Raw genomic sequence first — 19,182 nt, forward strand, 5'->3', positions numbered from 1 at the left:
GAGTCGATGATGAAACACGAAACCATTGAAAAGAACGTCGGCCTGCTGATGCTGCTGATGGTGCTCGCCGTGAGCATCGGCGGCCTGACCCAAATCGTCCCGCTGTTCTTCCAGGACGTGACCAACAAACCGGTGGAGGGCATGAAGCCCTACACCGCGCTGCAACTGGAAGGCCGCGACATTTACATCCGCGAAGGCTGCGTACAGTGCCACTCGCAAATGATTCGGCCGTTCCGCGCCGAGACCGAGCGCTACGGCCACTACTCGGTCGCCGGTGAAAGCGTGTGGGATCACCCGTTCCTGTGGGGCTCCAAGCGTACCGGGCCGGACCTGGCTCGCGTGGGGGCGCGCTACTCGGACGACTGGCACCGTGCGCACCTGTACAACCCGCGCAACGTGGTACCGGAGTCGAAAATGCCGGCTTATCCATGGCTGGTCACCGCCCAGGTCGACAGCAGCCACACCGCAACCAAGTTGAACGTGATGCGCACCCTCGGCGTGCCGTACACCGACGACGACATCAACGGCGCAGTGGCCACCCTCAAGGGCAAGACCGAGATGGACGCGCTGGTCGCCTACCTGCAAGTGCTCGGCACTGCCATCAAGAGCAAGAGGTGAGCCATGGGATTTGAATTCGATGCAGGCACCATCCGTGGCCTGGGCACGCTGGTCGTGGCCATCGCCTTTATCGGCCTGTCGCTCTGGGTGTTCAACAACCGGCGTAACGCGGAGTTCGAGCAGGCACGCCTGCTGCCGTTTGCCGATGAACCCCTTCCATCCGACGCTCAAGAAGAGCCTGCAACAAGGAGCATTCGGCCATGACCACCTTTTGGAGTACATGGATCTGTGTACTGACCCTCGGCAGCCTGATCGGCCTGACCTGGCTGTTGGTCGGCACCCGCAAGGGCGAAACCAAGGGCAGCGTCGACCAGACCATGGGCCACGCGTTCGACGGGATCGAGGAGTACGACAACCCGCTGCCGCAATGGTGGTTCATGCTGTTCGCCGGGACCCTGGTGTTTGCCGTCGGCTACCTGATCCTCTACCCGGGCCTGGGCAACTGGAAGGGCGTGTTGCCGGGCTATGAAGACGGCTGGACCCAGACCAAGGAATGGGACAAGGAAATGGCCAGGGCCGACGCCAGGTTCGGGCCGATCTTCGCCAAATTCTCGGCCATGCCTGTAGAGGACGTCGCGAAAGACCCGCAAGCGCTGAAAATGGGCGGTCGCTTGTTCGCGTCCAACTGCGCGGTGTGCCATGGCTCGGATGCCAAGGGCGCCTATGGCTTCCCGAACCTGGCAGACAACCTCTGGCGCTGGGGCGGTTCGGCAGAAGCCATCAAGGCGACGATCATGAACGGCCGCCATGCAGCCATGCCGGCCTGGGGCGAAGTGCTGGGTGAGGACGGCGTGAAAAACGTCGCCGCCTATGTGCGCCACGACCTGGCCAAATTGCCGCTGCCGGCTGACAGCACCGCCGATGTGGCGGCTGGCCAAACGGCGTTCAGTGCCACATGCGTGGCCTGTCACGGACCGGATGGCCACGGCGTCGAAGCCATGGGCGCGCCGAACCTGACGCAGCCGAGCGGCTTTATCTACGGCACCAGCCTGGCGCAGTTGCAGCAGACCATCCGCCACGGTCGTCAGGGCCAAATGCCGGCGCAGGACGTGTTGCAAGGCAATGACAAGGTGCATTTGCTCGCAGCCTACGTCTACAGCCTGTCCCATAACGCCGACAGTGCAACGCCTGAAAGCCAGGCCCAGTAATCCTGCCCTACCAAAAAGCCGCGCCTGATTCAGGTGCGGCTTTTTTGCGACCCATTGTCGCACCCTCCTTATTGCTGACTTTCCCCTCCTGCCATTCGGGTCTACGCTTGTTCCCACAGTGGACTGGCATTGGCCGGTCGACGGCCGACTTGCACTCGATGGGTTGAACATTTCTGCTCGATGACAGGCGCAAAGGCTGGCAGTGACCGGCTGTCGTGCCACTACCCCGTCGTCACCCGGGCCGCTTGTTTACACACACCAAGTTACAAGTACCTTCGACCCTTCAAATTTCCTGTCCAACTCGTCAGCTTTTCATATTGGATTTTGTCCTTACGCCAAACATGGAAAGGGCGCAGAATCTGGTTCGGAACGCATTGACGCAGGTCACCTTGCGTTGCAATGGAATCCTGCTTTCTCCATACTTGCGACCGATTTTTACCCTATAAAAAAACCTAAACCGTGGAACCTTAGAATGAGCACAGCAATCAGTCCGACTGCTTATAACTATAAGGTAGTCCGCCAGTTCGCCATCATGACGGTGGTCTGGGGGATCCTTGGCATGGGGCTCGGCGTCTTCATCGCCTCGCAACTGGTTTGGCCAGAGTTGAATTTTGGCCTGCCATGGACGACGTTTGGACGCCTGCGCCCACTGCACACCAACCTGGTGATCTTCGCCTTCGGTGGATGTGCATTGTTTGCCACTTCTTACTACGTCGTGCAGCGAACCTGCCAGACCCGACTGATTTCAGACTCACTGGCAGCCTTTACCTTCTGGGGCTGGCAAGCAGTCATCATCGGCGCAATCATCACCCTCCCGCTGGGTTACACCACCACCAAGGAATACGCCGAGCTGGAATGGCCTATCGCCATTTTGCTGGCAATTGTCTGGGTTACTTACGCGGCGGTGTTCTTCGGCACGATCGTCAAGCGCAAGACCAAGCACATCTATGTGGGTAACTGGTTCTACGGCGCCTTCATCGTCGTGACGGCGATGCTGCACATCGTCAACCACGCCTCGCTGCCGGTGAGTTTCTTCAAGTCCTACTCGGCCTACGCCGGTGCGACTGACGCGATGATCCAATGGTGGTACGGCCACAACGCCGTAGGTTTCTTCCTTACCACCGGCTTCCTGGGGATGATGTATTACTTCGTGCCGAAACAGGCCGAGCGTCCGATCTACTCCTATCGCCTGTCCATCGTGCACTTCTGGGCGCTGATCACCCTGTACATCTGGGCAGGTCCCCACCACTTGCACTACACCGCCCTGCCGGACTGGGCGCAGTCCCTCGGCATGGCGATGTCGATCATCCTGCTGGCACCAAGCTGGGGCGGCATGATCAACGGCATGATGACCCTGTCGGGCGCCTGGCATAAGTTGCGCACCGACCCGATCCTGCGCTTCCTGGTGGTTTCCCTGGCGTTCTACGGTATGTCGACCTTCGAAGGCCCGATGATGGCCATCAAGACCGTCAACTCGCTTTCCCACTACACCGACTGGACCATCGGCCACGTACACGCCGGCGCCCTCGGTTGGGTGGCGATGATCTCCATCGGTGCGCTGTACCACATGATTCCGAAACTGTTCGGACGCGCGCAGATGCACAGTGTCGCGCTGATCAACACCCACTTCTGGCTCGCCACCATCGGCACCGTGCTCTACATCGCCTCGATGTGGGTCAACGGCATCACCCAAGGCCTGATGTGGCGTGCAATCAACGATGACGGCACGCTCACCTACTCCTTTGTCGAAGCACTGCAAGCCAGCCATCCGGGCTACATCGTGCGCGCCATCGGTGGTGCGTTCTTTGCCAGCGGCATGCTGTTCATGGCCTACAACGTGTGGCGCACCGTTCGCGCCTCGAACCCGGCTGAAGCTGAAGCCGCCGCTCAGATCGCTGTAGTGGGAGCTCACTGATGAAGCATGAAGTAGTCGAGAAGAATATTGGCCTGCTGGCCTTCTTCATGGTCATCGCCGTGAGTATCGGCGGCCTGACTCAGATCGTCCCGCTGTTTTTCCAGGACGTGACCAACAAGCCGGTGGAAGGCATGAAGCCGCGCACCGCCCTTGAACTGGAAGGCCGCGACGTCTACATCGCCAACGGTTGTGTTGGCTGCCATTCACAGATGATCCGTCCGTTCCGCGCTGAAACCGAACGCTACGGCCACTACTCGGTCGCCGGTGAAAGTGTGTGGGATCACCCGTTCCTGTGGGGTTCCAAGCGTACCGGTCCGGACCTGGCCCGTGTGGGCGGTCGTTACTCCGATGACTGGCAGCGTGCGCACTTGTACAACCCGCGCAACGTGGTGCCGGAGTCGAAAATGCCGGCATACCCGTTCCTCGTGGAAAACAAGCTCGACGGCAAGGACACCGCGAAGAAGATGGAAGTCTTGCGCACCCTGGGCGTGCCTTACACCGACGAAGACATCGCCGGGGCCAAGGATGCCGTGAAGGGCAAGACCGAAATGGACGCACTGGTGGCCTATCTGCAAGGCCTGGGCACCATCATCAAAAGCAAACGGTGATTCTTCATGGATATCGGGATGATTCGAGGCCTGGGCACCGTTGTCGTGATGGTGGCCTTTATCGGTCTGGCGCTGTGGGTGTTCAGCCCCAAGCGCAAGTCGGAGTTTGAAGACGCGACCTTGCTGCCCTTTGCGGATGATCCCGAAGCCATCAAGCACGTCGAGCAAGCTTCTAGGAGTAACAAAGAATGACTACGTTCTGGAGTCTGTACGTCACAGTCCTCAGCCTGGGTACCATTTTCGCCCTGACCTGGCTGTTGCTGTCGACCCGTAAGGGCCAGCGCGCCGAGCAAACGGACGAGACCGTTGGCCACTCGTTCGACGGGATCGAGGAATACGACAACCCGCTGCCGAAATGGTGGTTCATGCTGTTTGTCGGCACCATCATCTTCGCCTTGGGTTACCTGGCGCTGTACCCAGGCCTGGGCAACTGGAAAGGCCTGTTGCCGGGCTATGCCTACCTCGACAACGACAAACAAACCCCCTTCGCCAACGGCCAGACCGGCTGGACCGGCGTACACGAGTGGGAAAAGGAAATGGCCAGGTCGGACGCCAAGTTCGGGCCGATCTTCGCCAAGTTCGCATCAATGCCCATCGAAGAAGTGGCTAAAGACCCACAAGCCTTGAAGATGGGTGGCCGCCTGTTCGCCTCCAACTGCTCGGTGTGTCACGGCTCCGACGCCAAGGGCGCCTACGGATTCCCCAACCTGACCGACGCCGACTGGCGCTGGGGCGGCGAGCCGGCCACCATCAAGGAAACCATCATGAAAGGCCGCCACGCGGTGATGCCGGCCTGGGCCGACGTCATTGGCGAGCAAGGCGTGGCCGATGTGGCCGGTTTTGTGGTGAGCAACCTCGATGGCCGCAAACTGCCTGAAGGCGCCAAGGCGGATGTGGCCAACGGCGAGAAACTCTTCGCCGCCAACTGCGTGGCCTGCCACGGCCCGGCCGGTAAAGGTACGCCAGCGATGGGCGCACCTGACCTGACTCATCCGGGCGCGTTCATCTACGGTTCGAGCTTCGCCCAACTGCAGCAGACCATCCGTTACGGCCGTCAGGGCCAGATGCCTGCGCAGGAGCAGTTGCAAGGTAATGACAAGGTGCACTTGCTGGCGGCGTATGTTTACAGCCTGTCCCATGGGGACAAGCCGGCTGACGCCAAGTAGGACCTCAGCAACAACAAAGCCCCGTACAGCGAAAGCTGGCGGGGCTTTGTTGTTTCTGAGGCTTGTGGCTTGCCAGCGCAGCGTAGTAACGTAACTACATTCATCCTGACCAGGGGGCGCCCCCCATGACCATCACTACCATTTCCAGCCGTGAATTCAATCAAGACACAAGCGGTGCCAAAAAAGCCGCTCGCCAAGGCCCGGTTTTTATCACTGATCGAGGCAAGCCCGCTCATGTACTGCTAAGCATTGAAGACTATCAAAAACTGACAGGTCTCAATGCCGACATCGTTGACCTGTTGGTGATGCCAGAAGCGGCAGACATCGAGTTCGAAACCGAACGCGCCGTGATCATTCATCGCCCCGTGGACCTGTCCTGATGTACCTACTCGACACCAACGTGATCTCTGAGCTCCGTAAACCCCAGGCAGACGCCAACGTCGTCGCCTGGGCCAAGAGCGTCATTGCTCCCCGCCTGTATATCTCGGCCATTACCTTGAAGGAGCTGGAGACCGGGGTACTCCGCATGGAGCGCCGAGACCCCGCTCAAGGGAAGGTCTTGCGCACGTGGTTAAGACGCCACGTAATGCCAGCATTCGATGCCAGAATCTTGCCGGTTGATGCCGCTGTGGCACTGCGCTGCGCCAGCTTGCATGTTCCGGATCGAGCCAACGAGAGCGACGCCCTCATCGCTGCGACAGCCCTGGTTCATGGCCTGACAGTGGTCACCCGCAACACCGGAGATTTTCAGTCCAGTGGCGTTGCACTGATCAACCCATGGGACGAATGACCTCCCCAGCGGAAAAAACCGTCCATACTTCACAAGTCAATTGACCCAGATCACGTACACCATCAATTGATTTCCCCCAACGCGACCAAAGGTCGCACCCGTTCGTCGGTACTACAGGCGTATCATTACGCCACTGCAACACCTCAATTTTGACCCCGGTTGGCACGTACTGGCCGAGGCAATCTCCACTGCCGTGGGATGCAATGATGAGCAACCAGATTCCGGTACATGACGTTACCCCGCCTGCCAAAAACTCGAGCAACACCGTCGATCTCTACGCGTCTCGGGAGAAAATCTACACCCGAGCCTTTACCGGTTTATTCCGCAACTTGCGGATGCTCGGTGGCGCCGGGTTGTTCCTGCTGTACTTCGGCACGGTGTGGCTGAACTGGGGGGGGCACCAGGCTGTGTGGTGGAACCTGCCGGAGCGCAAGTTCTTCATTTTTGGCGCGACCTTCTGGCCTCAGGACTTCATTCTGCTGTCGGGCATCCTGATTGTTTCCGCATTTGGCCTGTTCTTCATCACCGTGTACGCCGGGCGGATCTGGTGCGGTTACACCTGCCCGCAAAGCGTGTGGACCTGGATCTTCATGTGGTGCGAAAAGGTCACCGAAGGCGACCGCAACCAACGCATCAAGCTGGACAAGGCGCCGATGAGCGCCAACAAGTTCCTGCGCAAGTTCAGCAAGCACAGCCTGTGGCTGATCATCGGTTTTGTCACCGGCATGACCTTTGTCGGCTACTTCTCACCGATCCGTGAGCTGGTGTTCGACTTCTTCACCGGCCAGGCCGACGGCTGGTCGTATTTCTGGGTCGGCTTCTTCACCCTCGCCACCTACGGCAACGCCGGCTGGTTGCGCGAACAAGTGTGTATCTACATGTGCCCGTATGCGCGCTTCCAAAGCGTGATGTTCGACAAGGACACCCTGATCGTTTCCTACGACCCGCGCCGTGGCGAATCCCGTGGCCCGCGCAAGAAAGGCATCGACTACAAAGCCGAGGGCCTGGGGGATTGTATCGACTGCACCATGTGCGTGCAGGTCTGCCCGACCGGCATCGACATCCGCGATGGCTTGCAGATCGAGTGCATCGGCTGCGCCGCGTGTATCGACGCTTGCGACAACATCATGGACAAGATGGAATACCCCCGCGGGCTGATCAGCTACACCACCGAGCACAACCTTTCAGGACAGAAAACCCATAAGCTGCGCCCACGCCTGATCGGTTACGCGCTGGTACTGCTGGCGATGATCAGCCTGTTGGTCACGGCGTTTTTCATGCGTTCGCTGGTGGGCTTTGATGTCAGCAAAGACCGGGTGCTGTACCGCGAGAACGCCGAAGGGCGGATCGAAAACGTGTACAGCCTGAAGATCATGAACAAGGACCAGCGCGGCCACACCTACGTGCTGGAAGCCTCGGGCCTGCCGGATCTCAAGCTGCAAGGCAAGCGCGAGATCAGCGTCGCCGCCGGGGAGATCTTCAGCATGCCGGTGGAGCTGTCGAGCGCGCCGGAGCAACTGCCGTCCAGCACCAACGAGGTGAAATTCATCCTCAAGGATGCCGATGACGACAGCGTCCACATTGAAGCCAAGAGCCGATTCATTGGCCCACAAGTCCGTTAACAAGAGAGCAGAACAATGCCCGCAGCAACTGCCGCAAGCCCTTGGTACAAGCACCTCTGGCCCTGGATCATCATTGGTATCCTGACCTGCTCGGTGACCTTGACCTTGTCCATGGTGACCATCGCGGTGAAGAACCCGGACAACCTGGTCAACGACAACTACTACGAGGCCGGTAAAGGCATCAACCGCTCCCTCGACCGTGAGTTGCTGGCCCAGACCCTGCAATTGCGCGCCATGGTGCACCTGGACGACCTGACCGGTGAGGTCGATCTGCGCCTGACCGGCAACAGTCAGCCCGCCACTCTTGAGCTGAACCTGATTTCGCCGACCCAGCCCGAGAAGGACCGCAAGGTCGTGTTGACACGCAGTGAAAGCGAACAGGGTCGTTATATCGGCCAACTGTCCGACAAGGTCGAAGGCCGTCGTTTCGTGGAACTGCTGGGCGTACAAGACGACCAGACCTGGCGCATGTTTGAAGAAGAACAAGTCAGCCACGACAAGGACTTGCTGCTGGGTGATGAGCCATTGCAAGGCGCTGAAGACCTGAAAAACTGAATAGCTTGCGCTTCGCGCATCGCGGGCAAGCCCGCTCCCACCTTGGAACGCGGTGTCCTTGTGGGAGCGGGCTTGCCCGCGATGAGGCCCTCCCAGCCGACACAGATCCAAAACCATGACCACCCCAACCCCCTGCTACCACTGCGCTCTCCCCGTTCCGCCCGGCAGCCGGTTCGTCGCCGTGATCCTCGGCGAGCCCCGCGAGCTCTGCTGCCCGGGCTGCCAGGCGGTGGCCGAGGCGATCGTCGCCGGCGGGCTGGAAAGCTATTACCAGCACCGCAGCGAAGCCTCGGCCAACCCCGAGGCGCTGCCGGTGCAACTGGTGGACGAGCTGGCGCTGTATGACCGCGCCGACGTGCAAAAACCGTTCGTACGCCACGAAGGTGAACTGGCCGAGGCCACCCTGCTGATGGAAGGCATCAGTTGTGCCGCCTGCGGATGGCTGATCGAGAAACACCTGCGCAGCCTGCCCGCCGTGGCCGAAGCGCGACTGAACCTGTCCAACCACCGCCTGCAAGTGCGCTGGGCCGACGCGCAATTACCCCTGAGCCAAGTCCTCAGCGAGCTGCGCCATATCGGTTACGCCGCCCACCCGTATCAGGCCGACCGTGCTGCCGAACAATTGGCCAGCGAAAACCGCCTGGCCCTGCGTCAACTGGGCGTCGCCGGGTTGTTGTGGTTCCAGGCGATGATGGCAACCATGGCCACCTGGCCGGAATTCAATATCGATCTGAGCCCGGAGCTACACACGATCCTGCGCTGGGTCGCGCTGTTTCTCACCACCCCCATTGTGTTCTACAGCTGCGCACCGTTTTTCAAGGGCGCCCTGCGCGACCTGCGCACACGCCACCTGACCATGGATGTCTCAGTGTCCCTGGCCATCGGCGGCGCCTATCTGGCGGGTATCTGGACCGCTATCACCGGCGTAGGCGAGTTGTATTTCGATGCGGTGGGCATGTTTGCGCTGTTCCTGCTGGCCGGGCGCTACCTGGAACGTCGCGCCCGGGAACGCACCGCCGCCGCCACTGCACAGTTGGTCAACCTGTTGCCCGCCTCGTGTCTGCGCCTGAACGCCGACGGCCAGAGCGAGCGAATCCTGCTGACCGAGCTGGCACTGGGCGACCGCGTGCTGGTGCACCCAGGCGCAATCCTGCCGGCCGACGGCCTGATCCTTGATGGTCAATCGAGCATCGACGAATCCCTGCTGACCGGCGAATACCTGCCGCAACCACGGCATGCCGGGGATGCCATTACCGCCGGCACCCTCAATGTCGAAGGTGCGCTGACCGTGGAAGTCCGGGCCTTGGGCCACGACACGCGCCTGTCGGCCATCGTGCGCCTGCTGGAGCGGGCCCAGGCGGAAAAACCGCGCCTGGCGCAGATCGCCGACCGCGCCGCTCAGTGGTTCCTGCTGTGCTCACTGATTACCGCCGCCGTGATTGGCCTGGTGTGGTGGGAGTTGGATTCGTCGCGAGCGTTCTGGATTGTGCTGGCGATGCTGGTCGCCACGTGCCCTTGCGCCCTGTCCCTGGCCACACCGACCGCCCTGACCGCCGCCACCGGCACCCTGCACAAACTCGGCCTGCTGTTGACCCGCGGCCACGTGCTGGAAGGCCTGAACCAGATCGATACAGTGATCTTCGACAAGACCGGCACCCTCACCGAAGGACGCCTGGCCCTGCGCGCGATTCGTCCACTGGGCGCGCTGGACAGCGATCAATGCCTGGGGTTGGCCGCTGCTCTGGAAAACCGCTCCGAACATCCAATCGCCCGCGCCTTCGGCCGCGCACCACTGGCAGCAGACGAAGTACTCAGTACCCCTGGCCTCGGGTTGGAGGGACGGGTGGGCGAACAACGCTTGCGCATTGGCCAGCCGGCGTTTGTTTGCGCGTTGAGTGGCTGCGCAATCCCGGGTGCGCCGGACGAAGCAGGCCAATGGCTGCTGCTGGGCGACAGCCACGGCGCCCTCGCCTGGTTTGTTCTGGATGACCGCCTGCGCAGCGATGCCCCGGCGTTGCTGGCAGCCTGCAAGGCACGGGGCTGGCGCACCTTGCTGCTGTCTGGGGACAGCTCACCCATGGTCGCCAGCGTGGCGCAGGAACTGGGGATCGACGAAGCCCAGGGCGGCCTGCGCCCCGATGACAAACTGCAGGTGCTGCAACGCCTGCATCAGGAAGGCCGCAAGGTGCTGATGCTCGGCGACGGCGTCAACGATGTACCGGTACTGGCCGCCGCCGATATCAGTGTGGCCATGGGCTCGGCCACTGACCTTGCGAAAACCAGCGCCGATGCGGTGCTGCTGTCCAACCGCCTGGACGCCCTGGTGCAAGCCTTTACCCTAGCGCGGCGTACCCGCCGGGTAATCATTGAGAACCTGCTGTGGGCCGGGCTGTACAATGGCCTGATGTTGCCGTTCGCCGCCCTCGGCTGGATCACCCCCATCTGGGCCGCGATCGGCATGTCCCTCAGTTCGTTGACCGTGGTGCTCAACGCCTTGCGCCTGACTCGCCTGCCGAGCACGCACACGGCCAGCCCCACCCTCGTAACCCGTCCGCTGCCGGCCTGAGCCGCGTGGGCATGGAGTGCAGATGCCAGCTCTTTACGTGATGATTCCGGCAGCGCTGTTGATCGTGGCCATCGCCATTTATATCTTCTTCTGGGCGGTGGACAGCGGCCAGTACGACGACCTCGACGGCCCGGCCCACAGTGTGCTGTTCGACGATCAGGACCCCAATCACTTGGCAGCGGTCGACGAAGCCAACGGGCCTGATCAACCTTCAAAACCCAAAGACCCACCCCATGCTTGAGCTGGCGCCACTGCTGGTCTCGGCAGTCATTCTTGGCTTGTTGGGAGGCGGTCATTGCCTGGGGATGTGCGGCGGACTGATGGGCGCACTGACCCTGGCGATTCCCAAGGAACAACGCAGCCGGCGTTTTCGCTTGCTGCTGGCCTACAACCTGGGACGAATCCTCAGTTATGCCAGCGCCGGCCTGCTGATCGGCCTGGCAGGCTGGGCCGTGGCCAACAGCCCGGCAGCGATGTTCATGCGCATCCTTGCAGGTCTGTTGTTGATTGCCATGGGCCTGTACCTGGCTGGCTGGTGGAGCGGCCTGACCCGAATCGAAAGCCTCGGTCGCGGCCTGTGGCGCCATATCCAGCCCATTGCCAACCGTTTACTGCCGGTGTCCAGCCTGCCCCGGGCGTTACTGCTGGGCGCGCTCTGGGGCTGGTTGCCGTGCGGGCTGGTCTACAGCACCTTGCTCTGGGCCGCCAGCCAAGGTAATGCACTGGACAGCGCATTGCTGATGCTCGCGTTCGGCCTTGGCACCTGGCCGGTGTTGCTGGCTACCGGGCTCGCGGCTGAGCGCGTCACTGCGCTGTTGCGCAAACGCAGTGTGCGAATGACCGGCGGCCTGCTGGTGATGCTGTTCGGTCTCTGGACCTTGCCCGGGCCCCACCAGCATTGGCTAATGGGCCACTGAGTCGCCCTGTGGCATAGCGCCGCTCCCCGTTGATGCAAATCAAGATGGCCCGCCGGCACTCCCCCTAGACTCGGCCCACTAGCCTATCCGGGGGAGCGCCCGCATGCTCGACGCCATTCGTTGGGATACCGATCTGATTCACCGCTACGACTTGGCGGGGCCGCGTTACACCTCGTACCCCACTGCCGTGCAATTCAACAGCCAGGTCGGCACCTTCGACCTGTTCCACGCCCTGCGCGAAAGTCGCAAGGCCGTACGGCCTCTGTCGCTGTACGTGCACGTGCCGTTCTGCGCCAATATTTGCTACTACTGCGCCTGCAACAAAGTCATCACCAAGGACCGCGGCCGCGCTCAGGCCTATCTGCAACGCCTGGAGCAGGAAATCCAGTTACTGGCCTGCCACCTGGACCCCAGCCAGAAGGTTGAGCAACTGCACTTTGGCGGTGGCACACCGACCTTTCTCAGCCATGACGAACTGCGCCAGGTGATGGCCCAATTGCGTAGGCACTTCAACCTGCTGGACGATGACTCCGGCGACTACGGCATCGAAATCGACCCACGGGAAGCCGACTGGTCCACCATGGGCCTGCTCCGAGAGTTAGGTTTCAACCGTGTGAGCATCGGCCTGCAAGACCTGGACCCCGACGTGCAGCGGGCGGTCAATCGCCTGCAAAGCCTGGAAGAGACCCGGGCGGTAATCGACGCGGCACGTACCCTGCAATTTCGCTCTATCAACATCGACCTGATCTACGGCTTGCCTAAGCAGACGCCGTTGAATTTCGCCCGTACGGTGGAGGAAGTGATCAGCCTGCAACCCGACCGCCTGTCGGTGTTCAACTATGCCCACCTGCCGGAGCGTTTCATGCCCCAGCGGCGGATCAACACCGCTGACTTGCCTGCCCCGGCCGAAAAGCTGTTGATGCTGCAAACCACCATCGAGCAACTGACCAACGCCGGTTACCGCTACATCGGCATGGACCACTTCGCCCTGCCGGATGACGAACTGGCCATCGCCCAGGAAGAATTAACGCTACAGCGCAACTTCCAGGGCTACACCACCCACGGGCATTGCGATTTGATCGGGCTTGGGGTGTCGGCCATCAGCCAGATCGGTGACCTGTACTGTCAGAACAGCAGCGACCTGAACCACTACCAGAACGCCCTCGCCGGCGCACAACTAGCCACCAGCCGTGGCCTGGTGTGCAACCCGGATGACCGGTTGCGGCGGGAAGTGATTCAACAGTTGATCTGCAACTTCAACCTGGTATTCGAGGGGATCGAACAGGCCTTCAATATTGATTTTCGCGGCTACTTCGCAGCGCTCTGGCCGCAGCTGGAAGCCATGGCCAAGGACGGCCTGATCGAACTCGACGCCCAGGGCATCCATGTCTTGCCGGCGGGACGCCTGCTGGTGCGTTCGGTGTGCATGGTGTTCGATGCCTACCTGGAACAACAGAATAGGCAGCGATTTTCACGGGTGATCTGAAGGTCGGTTACTTCATCGCGAGACTGGCGGTCTTCATGGCGTCATCCGAGCTCATGTCTTTCATGGCTTTGAGCAGGGATGCCTGGGCCGCCGTCAAGCCCGCCTGCAACGTACTAATGGCCGACTGCAAACTGCCGAGCCTGGCTTGGGCCTGTTCAGGGCTGAGGTTCTTGTCAGCCATCACTGCGGCCATCTCCGCCTGTTTCTCGGCAATCTGCTGTTTGATCTGGCGAATCAGCTTGAGCAACTGCTTAACGTTATCGGCCAGCCCGCTGTCGTCGATATCATTGTTGGAAGCATTCTCCGCCGCCGCCGCTTTCATGGCCGCACCGGAAATAGTGACAGCCACACCAGGCTTGGACTCAGCAGCAACAGGAACAACCGAGTTGTCGTCCTCGGCATTCACCTTCTTCGGCTCAGGTACTGTAGGAATAACCGTGTGTGCTGCAAGATTGGTACTGAAGGAAAGCATGGCTTGAGCCTCCTGGCTCGTGGGTCAATACCAGTTCATCGGCGGCTGTTGAACATTCTTTATACCCCGACCGGCTTCTTGTACACGCTGGCCTGACCCGCCCCCAGTGCGGTACCCTTACGTCTTATGTGTGATTTCCCACAAGGATTTAAGAAATGTCCGAGCCAGTCAAACTGCGCGCTCATAACCAGGCCCACTGCAAGGATTGCAGCCTGGCCCCCCTCTGCCTGCCACTTTCGCTGAATCTGGAAGACATGGACGCGCTGGACGAAATCGTTAAACGTGGTCGCCCGCTGAAAAAAGGTGAGTTTCTGTTTCGCCAGGGCGACCAGTTCGATTCCGTCTACGCAGTGCGCTCGGGTGCGTTGAAGACCTTCAGTTTGAGTGATGGCGGCGAAGAGCAGATCACCGGCTTCCACCTGCCCAGCGAACTGGTTGGTCTGTCAGGCATGGACACGGAGACGCACCCGGTGTCGGCCCAGGCGCTGGAGACCACCTCGGTGTGTGAAATTCCCTTCGAGCGCCTGGATGAACTGGCGCTGCAATTGCCGCAATTGCGCCGGCAATTGATGCGGGTCATGAGCCGGGAAATTCGCGACGACCAGCAGATGATGCTGCTGTTGTCGAAGAAAACCGCCGACGAACGTATCGCCACCTTCCTGGTCAACCTCTCCGCGCGGTTCCGCGCCCGAGGCTTTTCGGCCAATCAGTTCCGGCTGAGCATGTCGCGCAACGAAATCGGCAACTACCTGGGGCTGGCGGTGGAGACCGTGTCCCGAGTGTTCACCCGCTTCCAGCAGAACGAGTTGATCGCCGCCGAGGGCAAGGAAGTGCATATCCTCGACCCGATCCAGCTTTGCGCCCTGGCCGGAGGCTCCCTGGAAGGCTGATCCAGACGCCCGCGACCGAGGTTCGGTCGCGGGTTATACTGCCCAGCCGCCCTTCTTCCCAGGACACCCCGACGATGGTCTTCGATTCATTCGACATCAAATCCCTGATTCGCCCAGTCATCGACTTTCCCAAGCCGGGGGTGATCTTTCGCGATATCACGCCGCTGTTCCAATCCCCACGGGCATTGCGCCTGGTGGCAGACAGCTTTGCCCACCGCTACGTCGAAGCCGACTTCACCCACATTGGCGCGATGGATGCCCGGGGCTTCCTGATCGGTTCAATCATTGCCTATCAACTGAACAAACCGCTGATCCTGTTCCGCAAGCAGGGCAAATTACCGGCGGATGTGTTGAGCGAGGGTTACCAGACCGAATACGGCGAGGCGTTCCTGGAAGTGCATGCCGATAGCCTGTGCGAAGGTGATTCTGTGCTGATGTTCGATGACCTGATCGCCACCGGCGGTACCTTGGTTGCGGCGGCCAACCTGGCGCGACGCATGGGCGCGCGGATTTTCGAAGCGGCGGCGATTATCGACCTGCCGGAACTGGGAGGCTCCCAGCGCCTGGAAGACATGGGAATCCCGACGTTTTGCCTGACCCAGTTCGCGCTGACCGAACAATAATCGTTCGATCCAGGCCTTGGGTTGATTGGACTGATGTCATCGCGGGCAAGCCCGGCTCCCACAGGTGATCGCATTTCATTGTGGGAGCCGGGCTTGCCCGCGATGGCGTCCGAGAGAACAACACTGCTCACAGCCCCATTTGTTTACTGATGATTTCGTTCATCACTTCTCGGGTCCCGCCGCCGATGGAGAGGATCCGGTTGTCCCGGCACAGCCGCTCCACCAGGCTGCCGCGCATGTAACCCAAGCCACCGAGGATCTGCACGGCATCGTAGGTCACGCGGTCGGCGGTGTCGGTGGCAACGTTCTTGGCCATGGAAATCTCCTTGATCACGCTCTGGCCGACGGCCATCTTCGCGGCCTGGCGGTAGGTGAACTCCCGGGAGACTTCCACCGCCGTGGCCATTTCCGCCAGGCGATGCTTGAGCACCTGGAACTTGCCGATAGGCTTGCCGAACGCTTCGCGCTGGGCAGCCCATTTCAGGCTCTCCTCCAGGGCAAGCTGTGCGGTCATGTTGGCCATCAACGCCAGGGCCAGGCGTTCACTCTGGAAGTTGCCCATGATGCAGGCAAAACCCATGTTCTCGACACCGATCAGGTTGCCCACCGGCACCCGACAATCATCGAAGAACAGTTCAGCCGTGTCTGACGCCCACCAGCCCATTTTCTTTAGCGGTTGGCCAGTGGTGAAGCCCGGCGTGCCCTTCTCCACCAATAGCAGGCTGATACCGCCGAACCCCGGCCCGCCGGTACGCACGGCCACGGTGTAGAAGTCGGCACGTATGCCGCTGGTGATAAAGGTTTTACTACCGCTGACACGGTAATGCTCACCGTCGCGCACCGCACGGGTTTGCAGGCTGGCGACATCGGACCCACCACCCGGTTCGGTGACTGCCAAGGCCATGATCTTCTCGCCGGACAATACCAGCGGTGCGACACGGTCGCGCACGTCGGGCCGGGCCCATTTGACGATGGGGGGCAAGCCGATATCCAGCGAACCCAAGCCCGCCACCACACCACCGGAGCCGCAACGCATCAGTTCTTCGCTCGCAGCGACCTTGGCGAACAGATCCCCTTCGTGGCTGCCGCCGAGGGCTTCGGGATAGCCGATACCAAGAATCCCGGCCGCACCCGCCTTGAGGTAGAGCTCACGAGGGAAGCTTTCAGCCTCTTCCCATTGCTCGATACCCGGCAGAATCTCGCGTTCGACAAAGCGGCGCACGCTATCGCGGACCAATTGGTGGCTGGGGTCGAAGTATTCCTGATAGGCAGACATCGGCAAGCTCCACGAGACGGTGGAGCGAACTTACCAAGCGCTTGCTTGGTTATCAAGCCAAATGAAACCTTCAAGCTCAACACAAACAGTGTGGGAGCTGGCTTGCCTGCGATAGCGTCAGGTCGGTGACGATGATGTCGCCTGGTACTACGCCATCGCAGGCAAGCCTACTCCCACAGTTGTTCTGCGGTGTTGTTTAGAGGGCGATTGGCTTACGCCCGGCGAACGAGTGAGCCAAGGTGCCGCCGTCCACCAGTTCCAGCTCACCGCCCAGCGGTACGCCATGGGCGATACGCGAGGTGATCAACCCTTTGTTGGTCAATAACTGTGCAATGTAATGCGCCGTGGCCTCACCTTCCACCGTCGGGTTGGTGGCCAGGATCACCTCGGTAAAGGTGCCCTGCTCTTCGATCCGCGCCACCAGTTGCGGAATGCCGATGGCTTCCGGGCCCAGGCCGTCCAGCGGCGACAGATGACCCTTGAGTACAAAGTAGCGGCCGCGATAACCGGTCTGTTCCACCGCATACACATCCATCGGCCCTTCGACCACGCACAGCAGCGTGTCGTCGCGGCGAGGGTCGGCGCATTGCGGGCAGAGTTCTTCCTCGGTGAGGGTGCGGCACAAACGGCAGTGGCCCACCCCTTCCATGGCCTGGCTCAACGCCAGGGCCAATCGGGAGCCGCCGCTGCGATCACGCTCCAGCAGTTGCAGCGCCATACGCTGGGCGGTTTTCTGACCCACACCTGGCAAGGTGCGCAGGGCATCGATCAGTTGACGAATCAGGGGGCTGAAGCTCATGAGGGCAAGGTCCGACAAAACAACGAGACGCGGTTTATACCCGCGCCCCGGATTAGCGTCAAATGCTCAATCTTGTGCGACACGCACTACCAACTTGCCGAAATTGCGCCCTTCCAGCAAACCGATAAAAGCCTCAGGGGCCTGTTCAAGGCCATCGACCACATCCTCGCGGAACTTGATCTTGCCATCGCGCACCCAGGGCACCATGGCACTGAGGAATTCAGGCTGACGATCGCCGTAGTCGTCAAACACGATAAAGCCCTGGACCCGCACGCGCTTGGTCAGCAAGGTGCGCTGCAATGCCGGCAACCGGTCAGGGCCACCGGGCGCTTCATGGGCGTTGTAACTGGCGATCAGGCCACACAGCGGGATCCGCGCCTTGGGATTGAGCAGCGGCACGACCGCATCGAACACCTTGCCACCGACGTTTTCAAAATAGATGTCCACCCCCTTGAAGCAGGCCAGAGCCAGGTCATCGGCAAAGCTGGCGCTCTTGTGGTCGATACAGGCATCAAAGCCCAACTCGTCGACCACATACCGGCACTTGTCCGCACCGCCCGCCACGCCCACCACCCGCAGGCCCTTGAGCTTGGCCACCTGGCCCACCACCGAGCCCACCGCACCGGATGCTGCCGCCACCACCAGGGTTTCCCCGGCATTGGGCTGACCGATGTCTGTCAGGCCCATGTAGGCGGTCATGCCCGGCATGCCCAGTACGCCCAGGGCCATGGATGGACTGGCCAGCCCCTTGGGTACCGGTATCAGGTTGCGACCGTCAGAGATGCTATGGCTTTGCCAGCCGGTGGAGCCGACTACCACGTCACCGACCGAGAACTTCGGGTTGCGCGACTGTTCAATACGGCTGACAGCGCCACCGGTCATGACTTCACCGATTTCCACGGGAGCGGCGTAGGACGGTGCGTCGCTCATACGGCCACGCATATAAGGGTCCAGGGACAGGAACAGCGTCTTCAACAAGACCTGGCCATCGGCCAGGTCCGGCAGGGTCACGCGTTCGAGGCGGAAATTTTCCGGCACCGGAGCGCCTTGTGGCCGTGAGACCAGGACGATGCGCTGGTTGAGAGTCGGTTCTTGAGTCATCAGCGAGGCTCCTTTATCGGTGAGTGAGTTCAACGGTATAGGGTGCAGACCATGATTGAGAGTCTGAGGTTCGATGTTTCGTCACAGGCACCGAGGTGCCTTCATCGCGGGCAAGCCCGGCTCCCACCTCTGACCGTATGCTTCAGGAAGCACTCAGTCAAATGGTGGGAGCCGGCTTGCCCGCGATGACGATAGCCCCTTCAACAAGCCTCTCAAGCGAAACAAAAATGCCAGGCACGAGGCCTGGCATTTTTGTGATCCCGCTCTTGAATCAGAACGGCAGCTTCATACCCGGAGGCAGTTGCATGCCAGCGGTCACGCCGGACATTTTGTCCTGGCTGTTGGCTTCGATCTTGCGCACGGCGTCGTTGACGGCCGCGGCGAACAGGGCTTCGAGCATTTCCAGGTCGTCTTCACTCGCGCCGGGCAATACAGTTGGGTCGATGCTCACACGCTTGATGTCGTGACGGCCTGTCATCACCACACTGACCATATCGCCACCGGCTTTACCGGTGACTTCGGCGTTGGCCAGTTCTTCCTGCATCTTGGCCATTTTTTCCTGCATCTGCTGCGCCTGCTTCATCAGGCCGGCCATGCCACCTTTCATCATGGGAATCACCTCAAAAGTAC

General features: G+C 60.8%; 22 protein-coding genes. 17 read left to right on the forward strand and 5 right to left on the reverse strand.

The features are described from left to right. Positions 1-9: 9 nt before the first annotated feature. The 15 genes from ccoO (GNF76_RS10130) to hemN all read left to right on the forward strand — a co-directional run bounded on the left by ccoO (GNF76_RS10130) (position 10) and on the right by hemN (position 13,391). Complete coding sequence (ccoO, locus tag GNF76_RS10130; protein ID WP_155583030.1) at positions 10-618, forward strand: cytochrome-c oxidase, cbb3-type subunit II; 609 nt, start codon at positions 10-12, stop codon at positions 616-618. 3 nt (positions 619-621) lie between these two features. Then, positions 622-822 carry a cbb3-type cytochrome oxidase subunit 3 gene (locus GNF76_RS10135; RefSeq protein ID WP_155583031.1) on the forward strand — a complete coding sequence of 67 codons (201 nt, stop codon included), beginning with the start codon at positions 622-624 and terminating at the stop codon, positions 820-822. Continuing rightward, entirely contained in the window at positions 819-1,766 is a 948-nt protein-coding gene (gene ccoP, locus GNF76_RS10140; protein WP_155583032.1) for a cytochrome-c oxidase, cbb3-type subunit III, read from the forward strand. Before GNF76_RS10135 ends, ccoP (GNF76_RS10140) begins: the two co-directional genes overlap by 4 nt. Before the next feature lie 472 nt (positions 1,767-2,238). Beyond that, positions 2,239-3,681, forward strand: coding sequence for a cytochrome-c oxidase, cbb3-type subunit I (gene ccoN, locus GNF76_RS10145; RefSeq protein WP_155583033.1), 1,443 nt, complete (start codon positions 2,239-2,241; stop codon positions 3,679-3,681). Further along, complete coding sequence (ccoO, locus tag GNF76_RS10150) at positions 3,681-4,289, forward strand: cytochrome-c oxidase, cbb3-type subunit II (protein WP_011060240.1); 609 nt, start codon at positions 3,681-3,683, stop codon at positions 4,287-4,289. The genes ccoN and ccoO (GNF76_RS10150) overlap by 1 nt, the downstream gene beginning before the upstream one ends. Before the next feature lie 6 nt (positions 4,290-4,295). After that, positions 4,296-4,481 carry a CcoQ/FixQ family Cbb3-type cytochrome c oxidase assembly chaperone gene (locus GNF76_RS10155; RefSeq protein ID WP_003175465.1) on the forward strand — a complete coding sequence of 62 codons (186 nt, stop codon included), beginning with the start codon at positions 4,296-4,298 and terminating at the stop codon, positions 4,479-4,481. Continuing rightward, a complete protein-coding gene (ccoP, locus tag GNF76_RS10160; RefSeq protein WP_155583034.1) occupies positions 4,478-5,455 on the forward strand; it encodes a cytochrome-c oxidase, cbb3-type subunit III in 978 nt (325 codons plus the stop codon). The genes GNF76_RS10155 and ccoP (GNF76_RS10160) overlap by 4 nt, the downstream gene beginning before the upstream one ends. A gap of 125 nt (positions 5,456-5,580) precedes the next feature. After that, a complete protein-coding gene (locus GNF76_RS10165; protein ID WP_155583035.1) occupies positions 5,581-5,835 on the forward strand; it encodes a type II toxin-antitoxin system Phd/YefM family antitoxin in 255 nt (84 codons plus the stop codon). Continuing rightward, positions 5,835-6,245: a type II toxin-antitoxin system VapC family toxin gene (locus tag GNF76_RS10170; RefSeq protein ID WP_155583036.1), complete on the forward strand. Its 411-nt coding sequence runs from the start codon at positions 5,835-5,837 to the stop codon at positions 6,243-6,245. Before GNF76_RS10165 ends, GNF76_RS10170 begins: the two co-directional genes overlap by 1 nt. Before the next feature lie 206 nt (positions 6,246-6,451). Further along, entirely contained in the window at positions 6,452-7,867 is a 1,416-nt protein-coding gene (gene ccoG, locus GNF76_RS10175; protein ID WP_155583037.1) for a cytochrome c oxidase accessory protein CcoG, read from the forward strand. A gap of 15 nt (positions 7,868-7,882) precedes the next feature. Next, positions 7,883-8,422, forward strand: coding sequence for a FixH family protein (locus tag GNF76_RS10180; protein ID WP_155583038.1), 540 nt, complete (start codon positions 7,883-7,885; stop codon positions 8,420-8,422). Positions 8,423-8,537: 115 nt separating this feature from the next. Further along, entirely contained in the window at positions 8,538-10,988 is a 2,451-nt protein-coding gene (locus GNF76_RS10185; protein WP_155583039.1) for a heavy metal translocating P-type ATPase, read from the forward strand. A 22-nt stretch (positions 10,989-11,010) separates the two neighbouring features. Further along, the gene (ccoS, locus tag GNF76_RS10190) at positions 11,011-11,229 is read left to right on the forward strand and encodes a cbb3-type cytochrome oxidase assembly protein CcoS (protein ID WP_155583040.1); all 219 of its coding nucleotides are present in this window, start codon (positions 11,011-11,013) and stop codon (positions 11,227-11,229) included. Then, positions 11,222-11,905, forward strand: a complete 684-nt coding sequence (locus GNF76_RS10195) for a sulfite exporter TauE/SafE family protein (RefSeq protein WP_155583041.1) — start codon at positions 11,222-11,224, stop codon at positions 11,903-11,905. The genes ccoS and GNF76_RS10195 overlap by 8 nt, the downstream gene beginning before the upstream one ends. Before the next feature lie 103 nt (positions 11,906-12,008). Beyond that, positions 12,009-13,391: an oxygen-independent coproporphyrinogen III oxidase gene (gene hemN / locus GNF76_RS10200; protein ID WP_155583042.1), complete on the forward strand. Its 1,383-nt coding sequence runs from the start codon at positions 12,009-12,011 to the stop codon at positions 13,389-13,391. A 7-nt stretch (positions 13,392-13,398) separates the two neighbouring features. On the opposite strand, the gene GNF76_RS10205 is transcribed toward hemN, so the two are convergent. Beyond that, positions 13,399-13,863 (reverse strand): hypothetical protein, encoded by a 465-nt coding sequence (locus GNF76_RS10205; RefSeq protein WP_155583043.1) that lies wholly within the window; start codon positions 13,861-13,863, stop codon positions 13,399-13,401. A 155-nt stretch (positions 13,864-14,018) separates the two neighbouring features. Between GNF76_RS10205 and fnr the strand changes: the two genes are divergently transcribed. After that, entirely contained in the window at positions 14,019-14,753 is a 735-nt protein-coding gene (gene fnr, locus GNF76_RS10210; protein WP_155583044.1) for a fumarate/nitrate reduction transcriptional regulator Fnr, read from the forward strand. A 74-nt stretch (positions 14,754-14,827) separates the two neighbouring features. Then, positions 14,828-15,376 carry an adenine phosphoribosyltransferase gene (locus GNF76_RS10215; RefSeq protein ID WP_155583045.1) on the forward strand — a complete coding sequence of 183 codons (549 nt, stop codon included), beginning with the start codon at positions 14,828-14,830 and terminating at the stop codon, positions 15,374-15,376. A gap of 127 nt (positions 15,377-15,503) precedes the next feature. Here GNF76_RS10215 and GNF76_RS10220 read toward each other — a convergent pair whose 3' ends face one another. From GNF76_RS10220 to GNF76_RS10235, 4 genes are all read right to left on the reverse strand, one after another. Next, positions 15,504-16,652 carry an acyl-CoA dehydrogenase family protein gene (locus GNF76_RS10220; RefSeq protein WP_155583046.1) on the reverse strand — a complete coding sequence of 383 codons (1,149 nt, stop codon included), beginning with the start codon at positions 16,650-16,652 and terminating at the stop codon, positions 15,504-15,506. A gap of 196 nt (positions 16,653-16,848) precedes the next feature. After that, positions 16,849-17,451, reverse strand: a complete 603-nt coding sequence (gene recR, locus GNF76_RS10225; protein WP_155583047.1) for a recombination mediator RecR — start codon at positions 17,449-17,451, stop codon at positions 16,849-16,851. Between the two features lie 66 nt (positions 17,452-17,517). After that, entirely contained in the window at positions 17,518-18,552 is a 1,035-nt protein-coding gene (locus GNF76_RS10230) for an NADP-dependent oxidoreductase (RefSeq protein WP_155583048.1), read from the reverse strand. Between the two features lie 271 nt (positions 18,553-18,823). Next, positions 18,824-19,162: a YbaB/EbfC family nucleoid-associated protein gene (locus GNF76_RS10235; RefSeq protein ID WP_155583049.1), complete on the reverse strand. Its 339-nt coding sequence runs from the start codon at positions 19,160-19,162 to the stop codon at positions 18,824-18,826. Between the last annotated feature and the right edge of the window lie 20 nt (positions 19,163-19,182).

The sequence above is a fragment of the Pseudomonas spelaei genome (assembly GCF_009724245.1).
GTDB classification, from domain to species: Bacteria; Pseudomonadota; Gammaproteobacteria; order Pseudomonadales; family Pseudomonadaceae; genus Aquipseudomonas; species Aquipseudomonas spelaei.